A 21,632-nucleotide genomic window follows, 5' to 3' on the forward strand; every position below is an offset into this window, starting at 1 on the left:
TCTCTAAATAAAAAGATCTTCTTTTTAATACCCAGGATCCCAGGTCTTTCTCCATCGACTAAAGTTGAGTAGAATCCACGGCCCGGGCTTCAATCCATTTTCACACCGCGTTATGCGAGGCAATTACCATGTTTTATCAGGATCCTTTTGACGTCATCATCATTGGCGGGGGTCATGCAGGCACCGAGGCCGCAATGGCCGCGGCGCGAATGGGTCAACAGACTCTGCTTTTGACACACAATATCGACACTCTGGGGCAGATGAGCTGCAACCCGGCGATCGGCGGTATTGGGAAGGGACACCTGGTAAAAGAAGTGGATGCGCTTGGTGGGTTGATGGCAAAAGCGATCGACCACGCGGGTATCCAGTTTAGGATACTAAACGCAAGCAAAGGGCCAGCCGTTCGCGCTACCCGAGCTCAGGCCGATCGTGTGCTCTATCGCCAGGCGGTACGCACTGCGCTGGAGAATCAACCCAACCTGATGATCTTCCAGCAGGCGGTTGAAGATCTGATTGTCGAAAACGATCGCGTTGTGGGTGCAGTAACCCAAATGGGACTGAAGTTCCGTGCCAAAGCGGTCGTATTAACCGTGGGGACTTTCCTCGACGGCAAAATTCATATTGGTCTGGATAACTACAGCGGTGGCCGCGCTGGCGATCCGCCGTCCATCCCGCTGTCACGCCGTCTGCGTGAACTGCCGCTGCGCGTCAGCCGCCTGAAAACCGGTACACCGCCGCGTATCGATGCGCGCACGATTGATTTCAGCGTGCTCGGCCAGCAAAACAGCGATAACCCGATGCCGGTCTTCTCATTCCTGGGCGATGCTTCTCAACATCCGCGCCAGATGCCGTGTTACATCACGCATACCAATGAGAAAACCCATGACGTGATCCGCAATAACCTCGATCGTAGCCCAATGTACGCTGGCGTGATCGAAGGTATCGGCCCACGCTACTGCCCGTCGATCGAAGATAAAGTGATGCGCTTTGCCGATCGTAACCAGCATCAGATCTTCCTCGAACCGGAAGGGCTGACCTCTAACGAAATTTACCCGAATGGCATCTCCACCAGCCTGCCGTTCGATGTGCAGATGCAAATTGTCCGCTCCATGCAGGGGATGGAAAATGCCAGAATCGTCCGCCCTGGCTACGCGATTGAATATGATTTCTTCGATCCGCGTGATCTAAAACCTACTCTGGAAAGCAAATTCATCCAGGGTCTGTTCTTTGCGGGCCAGATTAACGGTACAACTGGTTATGAAGAAGCCGCCGCACAAGGCATGCTGGCTGGTCTGAACGCCGCGCGTTTGTCTGCTGAAAAAGAGGGGTGGGCACCGCGTCGCGATCAGGCTTATCTTGGCGTGCTGGTGGACGACCTGTGTACGCTGGGTACCAAAGAACCGTACCGTATGTTCACATCTCGCGCTGAATACCGTTTGATGCTGCGTGAAGATAACGCCGACCTGCGTCTGACCGAAATTGGTCGTGAACTGGGTCTGGTGGACGATGAGCGCTGGGCTCGCTTCAACGAGAAACTGGAGCGTATCGAACAGGAACGCCAACGTCTTAAATCAACCTGGGTGAATCCGTTAGCGGAGTCCGCAGCAGAAGTGAATGCTCACCTGGCTACACCTCTGTCACGTGAAGCGAGCGGTGAAGATCTGCTGCGTCGCCCGGATATGACCTATGCTCAGTTGACCTCTTTATCTGCGTTCGCACCCGCGCTTGATGATGCTCAGGCCGCAGAACAGGTTGAGATTCAGGTGAAATACGAAGGGTATATTGCCCGTCAGCTGGAAGAAATTGAAAGACAACAGCGCAATGAAAACACCCTGTTGCCTGCAACGCTGGATTATCGCCAGGTTTCTGGCTTGTCGAATGAAGTTATCGCTAAGCTGAACGATCACAAACCCGTCTCGATCGGTCAGGCATCGCGTATTTCCGGCATAACGCCTGCCGCCATCTCCATTCTGCTGGTATGGCTGAAAAAACAAGGTATGCTGCGCCGCAGCGCTTGATAACACTATTTTGGCGGGGGCGCTTCGCTTGCCCGCCGTACGAATTTGTAGGCCCGATAAGCGAAAGCGCATCGGGCATTTGATTATTAACAGGTAACGACCGTGCTCAACAAACTCTCTCGTCTGCTGGCTGATGCCGGTATTTCTCTTACCGATCACCAGAAAAATCAGCTGATTGCGTATGTCGATATGCTGCACAAATGGAACAAGGCGTACAACCTGACGTCGGTGCGGGATCCCAACGAAATGCTGGTACGCCATATTCTGGACAGCATTGTCGTTGCACCGTATCTGAAGGGTGAGCGTTTTATCGATGTAGGTACGGGACCGGGCCTGCCGGGAATTCCGCTTTCTATCGTGCGCCCAGAAGCGCATTTCACACTGCTCGATAGCCTGGGAAAACGTGTTCGTTTCTTGCGTCAGGTGCAGCATGAGCTTGCGCTTACTAACATCACTCCAGTGCAAAGCCGTGTTGAAGAATTTCCTTCAGAACCGCCGTTTGATGGGGTGATTAGCCGTGCTTTCGCTTCACTCAATGATATGGTTAGCTGGTGTCACCATTTGCCGGGCCAGAATGGGCGTTTTTATGCGCTAAAAGGGCAGTTGCCTGCAGATGAAATTGATTCGCTGCCAGCAGAATTCAGCGTTGAGTCCGTCGAAAAATTACGCGTTCCGCAGTTGGATGGTGAACGTCATTTGGTGGTTATTAAGCCAAACAAAATTTAATTTTTATCAAAAAAAATAGAGAAAAAACGGCTTTTCAGGTGTTAAAAGTCATAGGTAATAGTGTGGGTAAATGTCGTTACATTTCACTAGTGCCTTACGGTTTTGCATCATAACTATAACGTACCGTTTTTTGTTAAAAGCGAAACAAGTCAGCTGTGAAAATATCAGTCTGCTAAAAATAGAACGTAAGAATCACCGTTCGTGTTAATTTTTTATTATAAATGTCAATGAGCGGTTTTTTTGTTGTTAGGCGTTGTTTTTGAAATAGTGGCTATTTTTACGCTTAAATATCAAAAAGATGAAAAGGCATCAATTGCCACGTAAATAAATTATGCGAAGGTGAATATGTTCAATATGTGATCTGGTGCACGCTTTGACGCCAGTGTTTTCGCGGTATTTGCAGTTTTGCATGATCGTTCACAGTTTGCCTAAAAGTAATAAATGTGGGGCAGCGAAAAATATTTAAACATTTATTCACTTTTTAGCTACTTATTGTTTGAAATCACGAAGGCGCACCGTATAATTTGTCCGCTTTTTGATGCTTGACTCTAAGCCATAAAGAACGTTTTATACGACACGCGGCATACCTCGAAGGGAGCAGGAGTAAAAACGTGATGTCTATGTCGCTCTTGAGTCGAAACGTTGCTCGTAAGCTTTTGCTCACACAGCTTCTGGTTGTAATAGCAAGTGGATTGCTGTTTAGCCTCAAAGACCCTTTCTGGGGCATCTCCGCGTTGTGTGGAGGATTGGCAGTGTTACTGCCTAATGTGTTGTTTATGATATTTGCCTGGCGTCACCAGGTACATACACCAGCGAAGGGCCGAGTAGCCTGGTCGTTCGCTTTCGGCGAAGCCTTCAAGGTATTAGCGATGCTGGTGTTGTTGGTGGTGGCGTTGGCTGTTTTGAAAGCGGTATTCATGCCGCTGATCGTTACGTGGGTTTTGGTGCTGGTGGTTCAGATACTGGCGCCGGCTGTAATTAACAACAAAGGGTAAAGGCATCATGGCTTCAGAAAATATGACGCCGCAGGATTACATAGGACACCATCTGAATAACCTTCAGTTGGACCTACGTACATTCTCGCTGGTGGATCCGCACAACCCCCCAGCCACCTTCTGGACGCTCAATATTGACTCCATTTTCTTCTCGGTGGTTCTGGGTCTGTTGTTCCTGCTTATGTTCCGTAGCGTAGCCAAAAAGGCGACCAGCGGCGTACCAGGTAAATTTCAGACCGCGATTGAGCTGGTAATCGGCTTTGTGCATGGTAGCGTGAAAGACATGTACCATGGCAAAAGCAAGCTGATTGCTCCGCTGGCCTTGACGATTTTCGTCTGGGTATTCCTGATGAACTTGATGGATTTGCTGCCTATCGACCTGCTGCCGTACATCGGTGAGCATATCTTTGGCCTACCGGCTCTGCGTGTGGTTCCGTCTGCTGACGTGAACATCACCCTGTCGATGGCGCTGGGCGTATTTATCCTCATTCTGTTCTACAGCATCAAAATGAAAGGCATCGGTGGCTTCGCGAAAGAGTTGACGCTGCAGCCGTTCAATCACTGGGCGTTCATCCCTGTCAACTTAATCCTTGAAGGGGTAAGCCTGCTGTCCAAACCAATCTCTCTTGGTCTGCGACTGTTCGGCAACATGTATGCCGGTGAGCTGATTTTCATTCTGATTGCTGGTCTGTTGCCGTGGTGGTCACAGTGGATCCTGAATGTGCCTTGGGCCATTTTCCACATACTGATTATCACGCTGCAAGCCTTCATATTTATGGTTCTGACGATTGTCTATCTGTCGATGGCATCTGAAGAGCATTAATTTACCAACACTACTACGTTTTAACTGAAACAAACTGGAGACTGTCATGGAAAACCTGAATATGGATCTGCTGTACATTGCTGCCGCTGTGATGATGGGTCTGGCGGCAATCGGTGCTGCGATCGGTATCGGCATCCTCGGGGGTAAATTCCTGGAAGGCGCAGCGCGTCAACCGGATCTGATTCCTCTGCTGCGTACTCAGTTCTTTATCGTTATGGGTCTGGTGGATGCAATCCCAATGATCGCTGTAGGTCTGGGTCTGTACGTGATGTTTGCTGTCGCGTAGTAAGCGTTGCTTGAATTAAGAGCAATATCAGAACGTTAACTAGATAGAGGCATTGTGCTGTGAATCTTAACGCAACAATCCTCGGCCAGGCCATCGCGTTTGTCCTGTTCGTTCTGTTCTGCATGAAGTACGTATGGCCGCCTTTAATGGCTGCCATCGAAAAACGTCAAAAAGAAATTGCTGACGGCCTTGCTTCTGCAGAACGAGCACATAAGGATCTTGACCTTGCAAAGGCCAGCGCGACCGACCAGCTGAAAAAAGCGAAGGCGGAAGCTCAGGTAATCATTGAGCAGGCGAACAAACGCCGTGCTCAGATCCTGGACGAAGCTAAAACTGAAGCAGAGCAGGAACGTACTAAAATCGTGGCACAGGCGCAGGCGGAAATTGACGCCGAGCGTAAACGTGCTCGCGAAGAGCTGCGTAAGCAAGTTGCTATCCTGGCTGTTGCTGGCGCCGAGAAGATCATCGAACGTTCCGTGGATGAAGCTGCTAATAGCGACATCGTGGACAAACTTGTCGCTGAACTGTAAGGAGGGAGGGGCTGATGTCTGAATTTATTACGGTAGCTCGCCCCTACGCCAAAGCAGCTTTTGACTTTGCCGTTGAGCACCAAAGCATTGACCGTTGGCAGGATATGTTGACGTTCGCCGCTGAGGTGACAAAAAACGAACAAATGGCAGAGCTTCTCTCTGGCGCGCTGGCGCCGGAAACGCTCGCTGAGTCGTTTATCGCCGTGTGCGGTGAGCAGCTGGACGAAAGCGGCCAAAACCTGATTAGGGTTATGGCTGAAAATAACCGTCTGAATGCGCTCCCGGATGTTCTTGAGCAGTTTACTCACCTGCGTGCAGCCAGTGAGGCTATCTCTGAGGTAGAAGTCACTTCTGCCAATGCACTGAGTGATGAACAGCTTACGAAGATTAGTGCTGCGATGGAAAAACGTCTGTCACGCAAAGTTAAGCTGAATTGCAAAATCGATAAGTCTGTAATGGCAGGCGTAATCATCCGAGCGGGTGATATGGTCATTGATGGCAGCGTACGCGGCCGTCTTGAGCGCCTTGCAGACGTCTTGCAGTCTTAAGGGGACTGGAGCATGCAACTGAATTCCACCGAAATCAGCGAACTGATCAAGCAGCGCATTGCTCAGTTCAGTGTTGTGAGCGAAGCTCATAACGAAGGTACTATTGTTTCTGTAAGTGACGGTGTTATCCGCATTCACGGCCTGGCCGATTGTATGCAGGGTGAGATGATTTCCCTGCCGGGTAACCGTTACGCTATCGCACTGAACCTGGAGCGCGACTCCGTAGGTGCAGTTGTGATGGGTCCATACGCTGACCTCGCCGAAGGCATGAAGGTTAAGTGTACGGGTCGTATTCTGGAAGTTCCGGTTGGCCGTGGCCTGCTGGGTCGTGTGGTGAACACTCTGGGTTCCCCGATTGACGGTAAAGGTCCGGTTGATAACGATGGCTTCTCGCCAATCGAAGTTATCGCACCAGGCGTAATCGAACGTCAGTCCGTCGACCAGCCAGTACAGACCGGTTATAAATCTGTTGATGCCATGATCCCAATCGGTCGTGGCCAGCGTGAGCTGATCATCGGTGACCGTCAGACAGGTAAAACTGCGATGGCTATCGATGCCATCATCAACCAGCGTGATTCCGGCATCAAATGTGTGTACGTGGCTATCGGCCAGAAAGCGTCCACCATTTCTAACGTGGTTCGTAAACTGGAAGAACACGGCGCACTGTCCAACACCATCGTTGTTGTGGCGACCGCGTCTGAATCTGCTGCACTGCAATACCTAGCACCATATGCCGGTTGCGCAATGGGCGAATACTTCCGTGACCGCGGTGAAGATGCACTGATCGTTTACGATGACCTGTCTAAACAGGCCGTTGCTTACCGTCAGGTTTCCCTGCTGCTGCGTCGTCCGCCAGGACGTGAAGCATTCCCGGGCGACGTATTTTACCTCCACTCCCGTCTGCTGGAACGCGCATCCCGCGTAAACGCGGAATACGTTGAGAAGTTCACCAATGGTGAAGTTAAAGGTAAAACCGGCTCCCTGACCGCTCTGCCGATTATCGAAACCCAGGCGGGTGACGTTTCTGCGTTCGTTCCGACCAACGTAATTTCCATTACCGATGGTCAGATCTTCCTGGAAACCAACCTGTTTAACTCCGGTATTCGTCCGGCAGTTAACCCGGGTATCTCCGTATCTCGTGTTGGTGGTGCAGCGCAGACCAAGATCATCAAGAAACTGTCCGGTGGTATTCGTACCGCTCTGGCACAGTATCGTGAACTGGCTGCGTTTTCTCAGTTCGCTTCCGACCTGGATGAAGCTACTCGTAAGCAGCTGAGCCATGGTCAGAAAGTAACTGAACTGCTGAAGCAGAAACAGTATGCGCCAATGTCTGTTGCACAGCAGGGTGTGGTGCTGTTTGCGGCTGAACGCGGTTACCTCGAAGATGTGGAACTGGCGAAAATCGGTAGCTTCGAAGCCGCTCTGCTGGCTTACGTTGACCGTGACCACGCTCCGCTGATGCAAGAGATCAACCAGTCCGGTGGCTATAACGATGAAATCGAAGGCAAGCTGAAAGCTATCCTCGATTCCTTCAAGGCAACCCAGTCCTGGTAACGTCTGGCGGTCTGCTTTAGGGCGGACCGCAAGGCATTGAGGAGAAGCTCATGGCCGGCGCAAAAGAGATACGTAGTAAGATCGCAAGCGTCCAGAACACGCAGAAGATCACTAAAGCGATGGAGATGGTCGCCGCTTCCAAAATGCGTAAATCGCAGGATCGCATGGCGGCCAGCCGTCCTTATGCAGAGACCATGCGCAAAGTGATTGGTCACCTTGCGAATGGTAATCTGGAATATAAGCACCCTTACCTGGAAGAACGCGACGTTAAACGCGTGGGCTACCTGGTGGTGTCGACCGACCGTGGTCTGTGCGGTGGCTTGAACATTAACCTGTTCAAAAAGCTGCTGGCGGATATGAAAACATGGTCCGATAAAGGCGTTCAGTGCGATATCGCAATGATCGGCTCTAAGGGCGTGTCTTTCTTTAACTCCGTTGGTGGTAACGTGATCGCTCAGGTAACCGGTATGGGGGATAACCCTTCCCTGTCCGAACTGATCGGTCCGGTTAAAGTGATGCTGCAAGCCTACGATGAAGGTCGTCTGGACAGACTGTACGTTGTCAGCAACAAATTTATTAACACCATGTCTCAGACGCCAACCATCACCCAACTGCTGCCTCTGCCGGCATCAGATGATGATGAATTGAAGCGTAAATCCTGGGATTACCTGTATGAACCAGACCCGAAAGCGCTGCTGGATACCCTGCTGCGTCGTTATGTCGAGTCTCAGGTTTATCAGGGCGTGGTAGAAAACCTGGCCAGCGAGCAGGCCGCACGTATGGTGGCGATGAAAGCCGCGACCGACAATGGCGGCAGCCTGATTAAAGAGCTGCAGTTGGTATACAACAAAGCTCGTCAGGCCAGCATTACTCAGGAACTCACCGAAATCGTCGGTGGTGCATCCGCGGTATAACCAGGTTAATTCGTAGAGGATTCAAGATGGCTACTGGAAAAATTGTCCAGGTAATCGGCGCCGTGGTTGACGTCGAATTCCCTCAGGATGCCGTACCGCGCGTGTACGATGCTCTTGAGGTTATGAATGGTAAAGAGAGCCTGGTGCTGGAAGTTCAGCAGCAGCTCGGCGGCGGTATCGTACGTACCATCGCCATGGGTTCTTCCGACGGTCTGCGTCGTGGTCTGGAAGTTAAAGACCTCGAACACCCGATCGAAGTCCCGGTAGGTAAAGCAACCCTGGGTCGTATCATGAACGTCCTGGGTCACCCGATCGACATGAAAGGCGATATCGGTGAAGAAGAGCGTTGGGCTATCCACCGCGCAGCACCTTCCTACGAAGAGCTGTCCAGCTCTCAGGAACTGCTGGAAACCGGCATCAAAGTTATCGACCTGATGTGTCCGTTCGCTAAGGGCGGTAAAGTCGGTCTGTTCGGTGGTGCGGGTGTAGGTAAAACCGTAAACATGATGGAGCTGATCCGTAACATCGCGATCGAACACTCCGGTTACTCCGTGTTTGCGGGCGTAGGTGAACGTACTCGTGAGGGTAACGACTTCTACCACGAAATGACCGACTCCAACGTACTGGACAAAGTATCCCTGGTATATGGCCAGATGAACGAGCCGCCGGGCAACCGTCTGCGCGTTGCACTGACCGGTCTGACCATGGCTGAGAAGTTCCGTGACGAAGGTCGTGACGTTCTGCTGTTCGTTGATAACATCTACCGTTACACCCTGGCCGGTACAGAAGTATCTGCACTGCTGGGTCGTATGCCATCAGCGGTAGGCTACCAGCCGACCCTGGCGGAAGAGATGGGTGTTCTTCAGGAACGTATCACCTCTACCAAAACCGGTTCTATCACCTCCGTTCAGGCGGTATACGTACCTGCGGATGACTTGACTGACCCGTCCCCAGCAACCACCTTTGCTCACTTGGATGCAACCGTGGTACTGAGCCGTCAGATCGCTTCTCTGGGTATCTACCCGGCAGTTGACCCGCTGGACTCCACCAGCCGTCAGTTGGATCCGCTGGTTGTTGGTCAGGAACACTACGACACCGCGCGTGGCGTACAGTCCCTGCTGCAGCGTTATCAGGAACTGAAAGACATCATCGCCATCCTGGGTATGGATGAACTGTCTGAAGAAGATAAACTGGTGGTAGCACGTGCGCGTAAGATCCAGCGCTTCCTGTCCCAGCCGTTCTTCGTTGCGGAAGTATTCACCGGTTCTCCGGGTAAATACGTTTCCCTGAAAGACACCATCCGTGGCTTTAAAGGCATCATGGAAGGCGAATACGACCACCTGCCAGAGCAGGCGTTCTACATGGTTGGTTCTATCGACGAAGCCGTGGAAAAAGCCAAAAAACTTTAACGCCTTAATCGGAGGGTGATATGGCAATGACTTACCACCTGGACGTCGTCAGCGCAGAGCAACAAATGTTCTCTGGTCTGGTCGAGAAAATCCAGGTAACGGGTAGTGAAGGTGAACTGGGTATTTTCCCGGGTCACGCACCGCTGCTCACCGCCATTAAGCCTGGTATGATCCGCATCGTTAAACAGTTCGGTCATGAAGAGTTTATCTATCTGTCCGGCGGCATTCTCGAAGTGCAGCCTGGCAGTGTGACCGTACTGGCTGATACCGCGATTCGCGGACAGGATCTCGATGAAGCGAGAGCCCTGGAAGCGAAGCGTAAGGCTGAAGAGCACATTAAGAGCTCTCATGGTGACGTGGATTACGCTCAGGCATCTGCGGAACTGGCCAAAGCGATAGCGAAACTGCGCGTTATCGAGTTGACCAAAAAAGCGATGTAACACCGGCTTGAAAAGCACAAAGGCCAGTCTGGTTTCCAGGCTGGCTTTTTTTATGGATTTGTTTCAGTAAAAGTGGAACTAAAAAGCTGTTTTATTATTTTGTGATTTACATCACAAAAAATGTTGATCGGTTAAAAAATGAGGCGTAGACTCTTTTTATGTGATGTGCGTCACAAAATTAATTCAGATAAAAACAGGATACCAACATGAAATTGTTTAACAAAATCATCGCCCTTTTCAGCAGCATGGACGTTTAGTCGTTCCCTACCTGTTCTGTGGCGCGATGCTTAATACGGTTATCAGCTAGCGCCATCGTTATTAAATCCCCCCTCCTTCGCTGTATCATTCGTTCTCTATCATTCCTCCCCTCAATTTTCCCAATCCATTTTTCTGCTTCTCACTGAATCACATAAATAAAATCGTTCTATGCTGATGTAATGCTTTATTCATGCGGTAAAAAAATAGCAAAAACATTAACCTAAGGCTTTAATAAGAGCAGACTCCTGGTTTTTGGGAGACAAAAGACGCAGATATAGACGAAAATAGTGAGTTATCAGATGGGGAATCCCCCCTGTTGAACGTTTTATCCTCGGTCCATTTCACGCTGAAAAAAATGTAGTATTTTCAATGTGAAACGGTATAAATTCGTTCTCAAATTACAGTCAGGACGTGTATGTTGAATAATGCTATGAGCGTTGTGATCCTTGCCGCAGGCAAAGGCACGCGTATGTATTCCGATCTTCCTAAAGTGCTGCACACCCTCGCAGGAAAGCCGATGGTTCAGCATGTCATTGATGCAGCTAATGAATTAGGTGCGACTCATGTACACCTTGTCTACGGACACGGTGGCGATCTGCTTAAGCAAACGCTGAAAGATGGCAATCTGAATTGGGTTCTGCAGGCTGAGCAGTTGGGTACCGGCCATGCAATGCAGCAGGCGGCGCCATTCTTTAGTGATGACGAAGACATTTTAATGCTCTATGGCGATGTGCCGCTGATCTCTACCGATACCTTACGTCGCCTGCGTGAAGCCAAACCGCAGGGTGGTATCGGTTTGTTAACGGTAAAACTGGACGACCCTTCCGGCTATGGGCGTATTACGCGCGAAAACGGTAACGTCACAGGGATCGTCGAGCACAAAGATGCAACTGACGAGCAGCGTCAAATCCAGGAAATCAACACAGGCATTCTGATTGCCAACGGCGCTGACATGAAGCGTTGGCTGTCTAAACTGACCAACAACAACGTGCAGGGTGAATACTACATCACCGATATCATCGCGATGGCGTATCAGGAAGGACGTGAAATTGCTGCGGTACATCCGGCACGAATCAGTGAAACGGAAGGGGTAAATAACCGCCTTCAGTTATCCCGTCTGGAACGTGTGTATCAGTCCGAGCAGGCAGAAAAACTGCTGCTGGCGGGCGTGATGCTGCGCGATCCTGCACGTTTTGATCTTCGCGGTACGCTGATTCACGGGCGCGATGTTGAAATTGATACTAACGTTATCATTGAAGGTAACGTAACCGTTGGGGATCGCGTCAAGATTGGCGCTGGCTGCATCATCAAAAACAGCGTGATTGGTGAGGGTTGTGAGCTTAGCCCGTACAGTGTGGTGGAAGATGCCCATCTGGAAGCCGCTTGCACCATCGGTCCATTCGCGCGTCTGCGCCCGGGTGCTGAGCTGCAGGAAGGCGCACACGTGGGTAACTTCGTCGAAATGAAAAAAGCGCGTCTGGGTAAAGGCTCTAAAGCTGGTCATTTGACCTATCTGGGCGATGCGGAAATTGGCGATAACGTGAATATCGGTGCGGGTACGATCACCTGCAACTACGATGGTGCCAATAAGTTTAAAACCATTATTGGTGATGATGTGTTTGTGGGTTCTGATACTCAGCTGGTGGCGCCTGTCACCGTGGGTAAAGGTGCGACGATTGCCGCCGGAACCACCGTAACGCGTAATGTCGCCGATAATGAACTGGTATTAAGCCGTGTACCTCAGGTTCATAAACAGGGCTGGCAGCGTCCGGTGAAGAAGAAGTAATTTATTTTTGCCGGATGGCGGCTTTGCCTTATCCGGCCTACGTGCGGTGACGTTCTGTAGGCCTGATAACCGTGAGCGCCATCAGGCAGACAAGAGATGAGGGGATAATATAATCCTCCGCTCAACAAGCAGTACCTATAAAAATAACCCCACTCTCTACAAGGCTCGGGGCGCCCGGAATACGGGTATCAGGTTGACCGACAACGACAGGCACAATGCCTAAATTCGGAATCAAAAAATATGTGTGGAATTGTTGGCGCTATCGCGCAGCGTGATGTAGCTGAAATCCTTCTCGAAGGTTTACGTCGTCTGGAATATCGTGGTTATGACTCTGCTGGTCTGGCCGTTGTCGATGCTGAAGGCAACATGACCCGCCTGCGTCGTCTGGGTAAAGTGCAGATGCTGACTGCTGCTGCGGAAGAACATCCGCTGCATGGTGGTACTGGTATTGCTCACACCCGCTGGGCGACACACGGTGAACCTTCAGAAGCGAACGCGCATCCCCATGTTTCTGAACACATTGTTGTGGTGCATAACGGCATCATTGAAAACCATGAACCACTGCGTGAGCTGTTGAAAACGCGTGGCTACACCTTTGTTTCTGAAACCGACACCGAAGTGATTGCTCACCTGGTGCACTGGGAGCTGGAACAGGGTGGTACGCTGCGTGAAGCCGTGCTGCGTACTATTCCGCAGCTGCGCGGTGCCTACGGCACGGTGATCATGGATACCCGTAACCCGGAAACCCTGCTGGCGGCCCGTTCTGGCAGCCCGCTGGTGATTGGTCTGGGTATGGGTGAGAACTTTATCGCTTCCGATCAGCTGGCACTGCTGCCGGTAACCCGTCGCTTCATCTTCCTGGAAGAGGGCGATATCGCGGAAGTGACCCGTCGTTCGGTCTCTATTTTCGACAAGTCTGGCGCGGAAGTGAAACGTCAGGATATCGAATCTAATCTGCAATACGATGCGGGCGAAAAAGGTATTTATCGCCACTACATGCAGAAAGAGATCTACGAACAGCCGAACGCAATTAAAAACACGCTGACCGGCCGTATCAGCCACGGTGAAGTGGATTTAAGCGAGCTGGGTTCGCATGCCAACGAGCTGCTGTCTCAGGTTGAGCATATCCAGATTATCGCCTGTGGTACGTCGTACAACTCCGGTATGGTGTCCCGCTACTGGTTTGAATCGCTGGCTGGCATTCCTTGTGATGTCGAAATTGCTTCCGAATTCCGCTATCGCAAATCCGCCGTGCGTCGTAACAGCCTGATGATCACCCTTTCCCAGTCAGGTGAAACGGCAGATACCCTGGCGGGTCTGCGCTTATCCAAAGAGTTGGGCTATCTGGGCTCGTTGGCTATTTGTAACGTACCGGGCTCTTCTCTGGTGCGCGAATCCGACCTGGCGATGATGACCAATGCTGGTACCGAAATCGGCGTGGCCTCCACGAAAGCATTTACCACTCAGCTGACCGTTCTGCTGATGCTGGTGGCGAAACTGTCTCGTCTGAAAGGCCTGGATGTGGCTATTGAGCAGGAAATCGTTCACGGTCTGCAGGCGCTGCCGAGCCGTATTGAGCAGATGCTGTCTCAGGACAAACGCATTGCCGCTCTGGCTGAAGGTTTCTCTGATAAACACCATGCGCTGTTCCTGGGCCGTGGCGATCAGTACCCGATTGCGCTGGAAGGCGCGCTGAAGCTGAAAGAGATCTCTTATATTCACGCTGAAGCTTATGCCGCAGGCGAACTGAAACACGGTCCGCTGGCGCTGATTGATGCCGATATGCCGGTTATCGTAGTCGCGCCGAACAACGAACTGCTGGAAAAACTGAAGTCCAACATTGAAGAAGTTCGCGCCCGTGGCGGTCAGCTGTACGTCTTTGCTGACCAGGATGCTGGCTTTACCAGCAGCGAAAACATGCACATCATTGAGATGCCGCATGTGGAAGAGGTTATTGCACCGATCTTCTACACCGTTCCGCTGCAGCTGCTGGCGTATCATGTGGCGCTGATTAAAGGCACCGATGTGGATCAGCCGCGTAACCTGGCTAAGTCGGTTACCGTAGAGTAATCCGTACCTTACTGAACTGAAAATGCCCTGCTATAAGCGGGGCATTTTTTTAAACTTGTTCTGTTTTTAATCAATTATCCCGCCTGTTTTATGTGACAAACCGTCATCTTCAGCTACTGTTTGCAGTGTCATAAAAAGAAAATTTTAGCGAAATATTATTGTCATGGTAATAGTTAACGTTTTGTTTTAAATGTATTTTTAGATAAATAGCTTTCCGTATTTTTCATTGTCATAAAACTGTCATATTTCGTACATTTAACTGTCACCTGTTTGTCCTATTTTGCTCACAGTAGCAACTCAAACAACAATTTACGAAAACCGTGCAGGAGACATTATGAAAGTTATGCGTACCACTGTCGCAACTGTTGTCGCCGCGACCTTATCCATGAGCGCGTTCTCTGCGTTTGCAGCAGCGAGCCTGACAGGTGCAGGTGCAACCTTCCCTGCGCCAGTGTATGCCAAATGGGCAGATACCTATCAGAAAGAGACCGGTAGCAAAGTAAACTACCAGGGTATCGGCTCCTCCGGTGGTGTAAAACAAATTACGGCCAATACCGTTGATTTCGGCGCTTCTGATGCACCGCTGTCTGACGAGAAACTGGCACAAGAAGGCCTGTTCCAGTTCCCGACCGTTATCGGCGGTGTGGTGCTGGCGGTGAATATCCCTGGACTGAAATCCGGTGAGCTGGTGCTTGACGGTAAAACGCTGGGCGACATCTACCTCGGTAAAATTAAGAAGTGGGATGACGAAGCCATCACCAAACTGAACCCAGGTCTGAAGCTGCCTTCGCAAAATATCGCCGTTGTGCGTCGCGCTGATGGTTCTGGTACTTCCTTTGTCTTCACTAGCTACCTGGCGAAAGTGAACGAAGAGTGGAAATCTAAAATTGGTTCCGGCTCTACCGTTAACTGGCCGACCGGTCTGGGCGGTAAAGGTAACGACGGTATCGCCGCGTTCGTACAGCGTCTGCCGGGTTCTATCGGTTACGTTGAGTACGCTTACGCTAAGCAGAACAACCTGGCGTACACCAAGCTGGTCTCTGCTGATGGCAAACCGGTAAGCCCGACCGAAGAAAACTTTGCCAACGCCGCTAAAGGCGCTGACTGGAGCAAAACCTTCGCTCAGGATCTGACTAACCAGAAAGGTGACGATGCGTGGCCAATCACTTCCACCACCTTCATCCTGGTCCATAAAGAGCAGAAGAAGCCTGAGCAGGGCGTTGAAGTGCTGAAATTCTTCGACTGGGCATACAAAAATGGTGGCAAACAGGCTAATGACCTGGATTACGCCAGCCTGCCGGACAGCGTGGTTGAGCAGATTCGTGCTGCATGGAAGACCAACGTGAAAGACAGCAGCGGTAAAGCGCTGTACTAATAGAATATCTTTAACGAGTTGGCGGATGGCGCTACGCTTATCCGCCCTACAGTTCCGACTGTAGGCCCAATTTGTAGGCCGGATAAGCGTAGCGCCATCCGGCAGGGCAATTTCGTAAACGCGTTTAACTTAAAGAGTGATTTATGGCTGCAACCAAGCCTGCTTTTAACCCACCGGGTAAAAAGGGTGACATGATATTCAGCGCGCTGGTAAAACTGGCTGCGCTGATTGTGCTATTGATGTTGGGTGGCATTATTGTCTCTCTGGTTATCTCCTCCTGGCCAAGTATTCAGAAATTTGGTTTCTCCTTTTTGTGGACCAAAGACTGGGATGCGCCGAACGATATCTACGGCGCGCTGGTACCTATTTACGGTACGCTGGTCACCTCGTTTATTGCATTGCTGATTGCCGTTCCGGTGAGTTTCGGCATTGCGCTGTTCCTGACTGAACTTGCACCTGGCTGGCTGCGTCGCCCGTTGGGTATCGCTATTGAACTGCTGGCAGCAATTCCGAGTATTGTATACGGCATGTGGGGCCTGTTTATCTTTGCCCCGCTGTTTGCGACTTACTTCCAGGAGCCGGTCGGGAACATCCTTTCCAACATTCCGTTTGTTGGCGCATTGTTTGCCGGCCCGGCGTTTGGTATCGGTATTCTGGCGGCTGGTGTGATCCTCGCTATCATGATCATTCCGTACATTGCTGCGGTTATGCGTGATGTGTTCGAACAAACGCCGGTGCTTATGAAAGAGTCAGCCTACGGCATCGGCTGTACCACTTGGGAAGTTATCTGGCGTATCGTCCTGCCGTTCACCAAAAATGGTGTGATCGGCGGTGTGATGCTGGGTCTGGGCCGCGCGCTGGGGGAAACCATGGCGGTGACCTTTATCATTGGTAACACCTACCAGCTCGATAGCGCCTCGCTGTACATGCCGGGCAACAGTATTACCTCTGCGCTGGCGAATGAATTTGCCGAAGCGGAATCTGGCCTGCACGTTGCTGCGTTGATGGAACTGGGTCTGATTCTGTTTGTGATCACCTTCATCGTACTGGCGGCGTCTAAGTTCATGATCATGCGCCTTGCGAAGAACGAGGGGGCACGCTAATGGCTACGCTTGAAATGCAAAACACCACTGCGCTGGCGGAGTCCCGCCGTAAAATGCAGGCACGTCGCCGTCTGAAGAACCGCATCGCGCTGACGCTCTCTATGGCGACCATGGCGTTCGGTCTGTTCTGGCTCATTTGGATCCTGATGTCCACGATCACCCGTGGTATTGACGGTATGTCGCTGGCGCTGTTCACAGAAATGACGCCTCCGCCGAATACAGCGGGTGGTGGTCTGGCGAACGCCCTGGCCGGTAGCGGACTGTTAATTCTGTGGGCGACCGTGTTTGGTACACCGCTTGGCATTATGGCGGGTATCTACCTGGCAGAGTACGGACGTAAGTCCTGGCTGGCTGAAGTTATCCGCTTTATCAACGACATTCTGCTGTCTGCACCATCAATCGTGGTCGGTCTGTTCGTTTACACCATCGTGGTAGCAAAAATGGAACACTTCTCTGGCTGGGCGGGCGTTATCGCGCTGGCGCTGCTGCAGGTGCCCATTGTTATTCGTACCACGGAGAACATGCTCAAGCTGGTGCCGGATAGCCTGCGTGAAGCTGCCTATGCACTGGGTACGCCGAAATGGAAGATGATTTCTGCGATCACCCTGAAGGCGTCTGTCTCGGGGATCATTACAGGCGTTCTGTTAGCGATTGCTCGTATCGCAGGTGAAACGGCTCCGCTGCTGTTTACGTCGCTCTCCAATCAGTTCTGGAGCACCGACATGATGCAGCCTATCGCCAACCTGCCGGTCACTATCTTTAAGTTTGCGATGAGCCCGTTTGCTGAGTGGCAGCAACTGGCCTGGGCCGGGGTACTGATTATTACCCTGTGCGTACTGCTGCTGAACATTCTGGCGCGCGTCATTTTCGCGAAGAAGAAACACGGTTAATTTTTACGGCGTGGCTGATGCGGCGCCGAATGAGGAAGAGATTGAAATGAGTATGGTTGATACTGCCCCGGGTAAGATTCAGGTTCGTGATTTGAACTTCTACTATGGCAAATTCCATGCCCTGAAGAACATCAACCTGGATATTGCTAAAAACCAGGTAACGGCGTTTATCGGGCCGTCAGGCTGTGGTAAATCGACGCTGCTGCGTACGTTCAACAAAATGTTTGAACTGTACCCAGAGCAGCGTGCGGAAGGTGAAATCCTGCTGGATGGCGACAATATTCTCACCAATACCCAGGATATCGCTCTGCTGCGTGCCAAAGTGGGCATGGTATTCCAGAAGCCAACGCCGTTCCCGATGTCCATCTACGACAACATCGCTTTTGGCGTACGTCTGTTTGAGAAACTCTCGCGTGCGGATATGGACGAGCGTGTGCAGTGGGCATTGACCAAGGCCGCATTGTGGAACGAAACCAAAGATAAATTACACCAGAGCGGGTACTCTCTCTCGGGTGGTCAGCAGCAGCGTCTGTGTATTGCGCGTGGTATCGCCATTCGCCCGGAAGTGCTTCTGCTCGATGAGCCATGTTCAGCGCTCGACCCTATTTCTACCGGGCGTATCGAAGAGCTGATCACTGAGCTGAAAGAGGATTACACCGTTGTTATCGTTACCCACAACATGCAGCAGGCTGCGCGTTGTTCCGATCACACGGCATTTATGTACCTGGGCGAGTTGATTGAGTTCAGCAACACGGACGATCTGTTCACCAAGCCCGCGAAGAAACAAACTGAAGATTACATCACCGGTCGTTACGGCTGATTCAGGAGCTTGTTGTGGATAACCTTAACCTTAATAAACATATTTCCGGCCAGTTCAATGCAGAGCTGGAAAGCATCCGTACCCAGGTGATGACCATGGGCGGCATGGTCGAGCAGCAGCTTTCTGATGCAATCACGGCGATGCACAACCAGGACAGCGAGCTGGCGAAGCGCGTCATTGAAGGCGATAAGAACGTCAACATGATGGAAGTGGCGATCGACGAAGCCTGCGTGCGTATCATCGCCAAGCGTCAACCGACAGCGAGCGACCTGCGTCTGGTGATGGCGATTATCAAAACCATCGCTGAGCTGGAACGTATTGGCGACGTGGCGGACAAAATTTGCCGTACCGCGCTGGAGAAGTTCTCGCAACAGCACCAGCCGCTGCTGGTAAGCCTGGAATCACTGGGCCGCCATACCGTACAAATGCTGCATGACGTTCTGGATGCGTTTGCACGTATGGATCTGGACGAAGCAGTACGTATTTATCGCGAAGATAAGAAAGTTGACCAGGAATATGAAGGCATCGTGCGTCAGCTGATGACTTATATGATGGAAGACCCACGTACCATTCCAAGCGTGCTGACCGCGCTGTTCTGCGCACGTTCCATCGAACGTATCGGTGACCGCTGCCAGAATATCTGCGAATACATCTTCTACTTCGTGAAGGGACAAGACTTCCGTCACGTGGGCGGCGATGAGCTGGATAAGCTGCTGGCGGGCAAAGATCCGAAGGAATAAGCAGCTTGTTGCGTTCGCCGGGTTCCCCCGGCGTCGCTATTGTAGGCCGCATAAGGTGTTACGCCGCATCCGGCATTCTGCGCCATTCGCCTGATGGCGCTTTACTTATCGGGCCTACTGTTTATTCGACGATATTCCAACCCCGCGCCTTCCACAATTCCGGCAACTGTGCCAGATCGGTAAACGTCGTCACTTTTGGATGATCGATCGGTTTGTTATGCGGATCGGCGCAGAAGTAGAACACTTCCATCCCGGCGGCAATCCCCGCCTGCGCACCTGCGCTGGAATCATCAACCAGAATACAGTTCTCAACGTTAACGTCCATCGCTTTCGCCGCATGGAACATCAGGGCCGGATCGGGCTTCCAACGCTGAATATCGTAGCCGCTGAACAGTAAATCAGGGAAATGGTGCAACATGCCCAGCTTACCCAGCGAATGCTGCATTTTGCTGACTGGACCGTTAGAGACCACACACATTGGTACGGCCATGCTGTCCAGTAGCGCATTGGCACCGGCAATCACCTCCAGTTCCGTATCGAACAGACGTGCGACCTCAGCGCGGTAAACCGGTTCTAAATCGGCTTTTGCCAGTTCGACACCGTGCTCTTCGTTGATAATGTCGATGATCTCGTACAGCTTTACCCCCTTGAAGCGTTTGAAAATTTCTTCAAGATCGAGCGTAATGCCAAACGCCTGGAACATGCTGACATACGCGCGAGAACAAATCACTTCACTGTCGACAAGGGTACCGTCACAGTCAAAAAATACGGCTTCTATCTGGGACATGTCATTTCCGTTTTAACAAGTTTAACGTTTTCGTAATGCATTATTGGGCGACGCAATCGTTGCCGTATAAGCAAAATCAATGAAAAAAGTTGCTCATAACCCAACCCTATTGTCGCATTTTGGTATAGGATAGCGACGAATTTTCCCTCCTTGTTCGGAAATTGATAATGAGTCAACAACACACAACCCAGGCTTCTGGCCAGGGGATGCTGGAACGCGTGTTCAAACTGCGCGAACATGGCACGACGGCACGGACCGAAGTGATCGCCGGTTTAACGACCTTCCTGACGATGGTGTATATCGTTTTTGTTAACCCGCAAATTCTTGGCGTGGCTGGCATGGATACCAGCGCTGTCTTTGTTACCACCTGCCTTATTGCTGCATTTGGTAGCATCCTGATGGGCCTGTTTGCCAACCTGCCGGTCGCACTTGCGCCTGCTATGGGCCTGAACGCATTCTTCGCTTTCGTGGTCGTTGGCGCGATGGGGCTGTCATGGCAGATTGGTATGGGCGCTATCTTCTGGGGCGCTGTTGGTCTGCTGCTGCTGACGATTTTCCGCGTTCGTTACTGGATGATTGCCAATATCCCGGTTAGCCTGCGTGTGGGGATCACCAGCGGTATTGGTCTGTTCATCGGCATGATGGGGCTGAAAAACGCCGGTGTTATCGTCGCCAACAAAGACACGCTGGTGTCTATCGGTAACCTGACGTCCCACAGTGTACTGCTCGGTATCCTGGGCTTCTTTATCATCGCGATTCTGGCGTCACGTAACATTCACGCGGCGGTGCTGATTTCTATCATTGTAACCACGCTACTGGGCTGGATGCTGGGCGATGTCCATTACAACGGTATCGTTTCTGCGCCACCGAGCGTGATGTCTGTTATCGGACATGTCGACCTGGCCGGTTCGTTTAACATTGGCCTGGCGGGTGTGATTTTCTCGTTCATGCTGGTTAACCTGTTCGACTCCTCCGGTACGCTGATTGGCGTTACGGATAAAGCCGGTCTGGCGGATGCGAAGGGCAAGTTCCCGCGCATGAAGCAAGCGCTGTATGTGGATAGCGTGTCGTCGGTTACCGGGGCGTTTATCGGGACTTCTTCCGTTACTGCGTATATCGAATCTTCTTCCGGGGTTTCGGTCGGTGGACGTACCGGTCTGACCGCCGTGGTCGTTGGCCTGCTGTTCCTGCTGGTTATCTTCCTGTCGCCGCTGGCGGGGATGGTACCGGGTTATGCAGCCGCTGGTGCGCTGATTTACGTTGGCGTCCTGATGACATCAAGCCTGTCGCGCGTGAAGTGGGATGACCTGACAGAAGCGGTTCCGGCGTTTATTACTGCCGTGATGATGCCCTTTAGCTTCTCAATTACCGAAGGTATTGCACTGGGCTTTATTTCTTATTGCGTGATGAAGATTGGTACCGGACGTTTCCGCGATCTCAGCCCGTGCGTCATCATTGTCGCGCTGCTGTTTGTGCTGAAGATTGTGTTTATCGACGCGCACTAATCGCTGTTTATTTGCCCATATGTAAACAAGCCCGGCATATCGCCGGGCTTTTTCT

20 protein-coding genes are annotated in these 21,632 nt (G+C 51.5%); 19 read left to right on the forward strand and 1 reads right to left on the reverse strand.

Annotated elements, in window-relative coordinates:
* Positions 1-128: 128 nt before the first annotated feature.
* The 18 genes from mnmG to phoU all read left to right on the forward strand — a co-directional run bounded on the left by mnmG (position 129) and on the right by phoU (position 19,285).
* On the forward strand, positions 129-2,018 hold the full coding sequence (gene mnmG / locus OGY72_RS07895; RefSeq protein ID WP_003827014.1) for a tRNA uridine-5-carboxymethylaminomethyl(34) synthesis enzyme MnmG: 1,890 nt from the start codon (positions 129-131) through the stop codon (positions 2,016-2,018).
* A 102-nt stretch (positions 2,019-2,120) separates the two neighbouring features.
* A complete protein-coding gene (rsmG, locus tag OGY72_RS07900; protein ID WP_003827017.1) occupies positions 2,121-2,744 on the forward strand; it encodes a 16S rRNA (guanine(527)-N(7))-methyltransferase RsmG in 624 nt (207 codons plus the stop codon).
* Between the two features lie 614 nt (positions 2,745-3,358).
* On the forward strand, positions 3,359-3,739 hold the full coding sequence (gene atpI, locus OGY72_RS07905; protein WP_003827019.1) for a F0F1 ATP synthase subunit I: 381 nt from the start codon (positions 3,359-3,361) through the stop codon (positions 3,737-3,739).
* Between the two features lie 7 nt (positions 3,740-3,746).
* Positions 3,747-4,562, forward strand: coding sequence for a F0F1 ATP synthase subunit A (gene atpB / locus OGY72_RS07910; protein WP_003023792.1), 816 nt, complete (start codon positions 3,747-3,749; stop codon positions 4,560-4,562).
* Between the two features lie 46 nt (positions 4,563-4,608).
* Complete coding sequence (gene atpE / locus OGY72_RS07915; RefSeq protein WP_003023794.1) at positions 4,609-4,848, forward strand: F0F1 ATP synthase subunit C; 240 nt, start codon at positions 4,609-4,611, stop codon at positions 4,846-4,848.
* Between the two features lie 59 nt (positions 4,849-4,907).
* Complete coding sequence (atpF, locus tag OGY72_RS07920) at positions 4,908-5,378, forward strand: F0F1 ATP synthase subunit B (protein WP_003827022.1); 471 nt, start codon at positions 4,908-4,910, stop codon at positions 5,376-5,378.
* A 14-nt stretch (positions 5,379-5,392) separates the two neighbouring features.
* The gene (gene atpH / locus OGY72_RS07925) at positions 5,393-5,926 is read left to right on the forward strand and encodes a F0F1 ATP synthase subunit delta (RefSeq protein WP_148362646.1); all 534 of its coding nucleotides are present in this window, start codon (positions 5,393-5,395) and stop codon (positions 5,924-5,926) included.
* Positions 5,927-5,938: 12 nt separating this feature from the next.
* Positions 5,939-7,480 carry a F0F1 ATP synthase subunit alpha gene (gene atpA, locus OGY72_RS07930; protein ID WP_003827026.1) on the forward strand — a complete coding sequence of 514 codons (1,542 nt, stop codon included), beginning with the start codon at positions 5,939-5,941 and terminating at the stop codon, positions 7,478-7,480.
* 50 nt (positions 7,481-7,530) lie between these two features.
* Entirely contained in the window at positions 7,531-8,394 is an 864-nt protein-coding gene (atpG, locus tag OGY72_RS07935) for a F0F1 ATP synthase subunit gamma (protein WP_003023804.1), read from the forward strand.
* Positions 8,395-8,420: 26 nt separating this feature from the next.
* Positions 8,421-9,803, forward strand: coding sequence for a F0F1 ATP synthase subunit beta (gene atpD / locus OGY72_RS07940; protein ID WP_003023806.1), 1,383 nt, complete (start codon positions 8,421-8,423; stop codon positions 9,801-9,803).
* A 20-nt stretch (positions 9,804-9,823) separates the two neighbouring features.
* Positions 9,824-10,243, forward strand: coding sequence for a F0F1 ATP synthase subunit epsilon (locus tag OGY72_RS07945; protein ID WP_003023809.1), 420 nt, complete (start codon positions 9,824-9,826; stop codon positions 10,241-10,243).
* 673 nt (positions 10,244-10,916) lie between these two features.
* On the forward strand, positions 10,917-12,287 hold the full coding sequence (gene glmU, locus OGY72_RS07950) for a bifunctional UDP-N-acetylglucosamine diphosphorylase/glucosamine-1-phosphate N-acetyltransferase GlmU (protein WP_003827028.1): 1,371 nt from the start codon (positions 10,917-10,919) through the stop codon (positions 12,285-12,287).
* 240 nt (positions 12,288-12,527) lie between these two features.
* A complete protein-coding gene (glmS, locus tag OGY72_RS07955; protein ID WP_003827031.1) occupies positions 12,528-14,357 on the forward strand; it encodes a glutamine--fructose-6-phosphate transaminase (isomerizing) in 1,830 nt (609 codons plus the stop codon).
* A 334-nt stretch (positions 14,358-14,691) separates the two neighbouring features.
* A complete protein-coding gene (gene pstS, locus OGY72_RS07960) occupies positions 14,692-15,732 on the forward strand; it encodes a phosphate ABC transporter substrate-binding protein PstS (RefSeq protein WP_003827033.1) in 1,041 nt (346 codons plus the stop codon).
* A 143-nt stretch (positions 15,733-15,875) separates the two neighbouring features.
* A complete protein-coding gene (gene pstC / locus OGY72_RS07965) occupies positions 15,876-16,835 on the forward strand; it encodes a phosphate ABC transporter permease PstC (protein ID WP_008786549.1) in 960 nt (319 codons plus the stop codon).
* The gene (gene pstA, locus OGY72_RS07970; RefSeq protein ID WP_003827037.1) at positions 16,835-17,725 is read left to right on the forward strand and encodes a phosphate ABC transporter permease PstA; all 891 of its coding nucleotides are present in this window, start codon (positions 16,835-16,837) and stop codon (positions 17,723-17,725) included. Before pstC ends, pstA begins: the two co-directional genes overlap by 1 nt.
* Positions 17,726-17,771: 46 nt before the next feature.
* On the forward strand, positions 17,772-18,545 hold the full coding sequence (gene pstB / locus OGY72_RS07975; RefSeq protein ID WP_003023821.1) for a phosphate ABC transporter ATP-binding protein PstB: 774 nt from the start codon (positions 17,772-17,774) through the stop codon (positions 18,543-18,545).
* A gap of 14 nt (positions 18,546-18,559) precedes the next feature.
* Positions 18,560-19,285 (forward strand): phosphate signaling complex protein PhoU, encoded by a 726-nt coding sequence (gene phoU / locus OGY72_RS07980; RefSeq protein WP_003023824.1) that lies wholly within the window; start codon positions 18,560-18,562, stop codon positions 19,283-19,285.
* Positions 19,286-19,406: 121 nt separating this feature from the next.
* Here the strand turns inward: phoU and yieH are convergent, their stop codons facing one another.
* Entirely contained in the window at positions 19,407-20,072 is a 666-nt protein-coding gene (gene yieH, locus OGY72_RS07985) for a 6-phosphogluconate phosphatase (protein ID WP_003827040.1), read from the reverse strand.
* A 167-nt stretch (positions 20,073-20,239) separates the two neighbouring features.
* Between yieH and adeP the strand changes: the two genes are divergently transcribed.
* Positions 20,240-21,577 carry an adenine permease AdeP gene (gene adeP, locus OGY72_RS07990; protein ID WP_003827042.1) on the forward strand — a complete coding sequence of 446 codons (1,338 nt, stop codon included), beginning with the start codon at positions 20,240-20,242 and terminating at the stop codon, positions 21,575-21,577.
* Positions 21,578-21,632: the final 55 nt, after the last annotated feature.

This window comes from Citrobacter sp. Cpo221, from assembly GCF_030332345.1.
Taxonomy (GTDB): domain Bacteria; phylum Pseudomonadota; class Gammaproteobacteria; order Enterobacterales; family Enterobacteriaceae; genus Citrobacter; species Citrobacter portucalensis.

Coding starts and splice junctions, on each gene's coding strand:
- pstA (WP_003827037.1), top strand. CDS start 16,835: ATGGCTACGCTTGAAATGCAAAACACCACTGCGCTGGCGGAGTCCCGC.
- OGY72_RS07945 (WP_003023809.1), top strand. CDS start 9,824: ATGGCAATGACTTACCACCTGGACGTCGTCAGCGCAGAGCAACAAATG.
- atpE (WP_003023794.1), top strand. CDS start 4,609: ATGGAAAACCTGAATATGGATCTGCTGTACATTGCTGCCGCTGTGATG.
- atpI (WP_003827019.1), top strand. CDS start 3,359: ATGTCTATGTCGCTCTTGAGTCGAAACGTTGCTCGTAAGCTTTTGCTC.
- adeP (WP_003827042.1), top strand. CDS start 20,240: ATGAGTCAACAACACACAACCCAGGCTTCTGGCCAGGGGATGCTGGAA.
- pstS (WP_003827033.1), top strand. CDS start 14,692: ATGAAAGTTATGCGTACCACTGTCGCAACTGTTGTCGCCGCGACCTTA.
- atpH (WP_148362646.1), top strand. CDS start 5,393: ATGTCTGAATTTATTACGGTAGCTCGCCCCTACGCCAAAGCAGCTTTT.
- pstB (WP_003023821.1), top strand. CDS start 17,772: ATGAGTATGGTTGATACTGCCCCGGGTAAGATTCAGGTTCGTGATTTG.
- glmS (WP_003827031.1), top strand. CDS start 12,528: ATGTGTGGAATTGTTGGCGCTATCGCGCAGCGTGATGTAGCTGAAATC.
- atpB (WP_003023792.1), top strand. CDS start 3,747: ATGGCTTCAGAAAATATGACGCCGCAGGATTACATAGGACACCATCTG.
- atpD (WP_003023806.1), top strand. CDS start 8,421: ATGGCTACTGGAAAAATTGTCCAGGTAATCGGCGCCGTGGTTGACGTC.
- glmU (WP_003827028.1), top strand. CDS start 10,917: ATGTTGAATAATGCTATGAGCGTTGTGATCCTTGCCGCAGGCAAAGGC.
- atpA (WP_003827026.1), top strand. CDS start 5,939: ATGCAACTGAATTCCACCGAAATCAGCGAACTGATCAAGCAGCGCATT.
- pstC (WP_008786549.1), top strand. CDS start 15,876: ATGGCTGCAACCAAGCCTGCTTTTAACCCACCGGGTAAAAAGGGTGAC.
- mnmG (WP_003827014.1), top strand. CDS start 129: ATGTTTTATCAGGATCCTTTTGACGTCATCATCATTGGCGGGGGTCAT.
- yieH (WP_003827040.1), bottom strand. CDS start 20,072: ATGTCCCAGATAGAAGCCGTATTTTTTGACTGTGACGGTACCCTTGTC.
- atpG (WP_003023804.1), top strand. CDS start 7,531: ATGGCCGGCGCAAAAGAGATACGTAGTAAGATCGCAAGCGTCCAGAAC.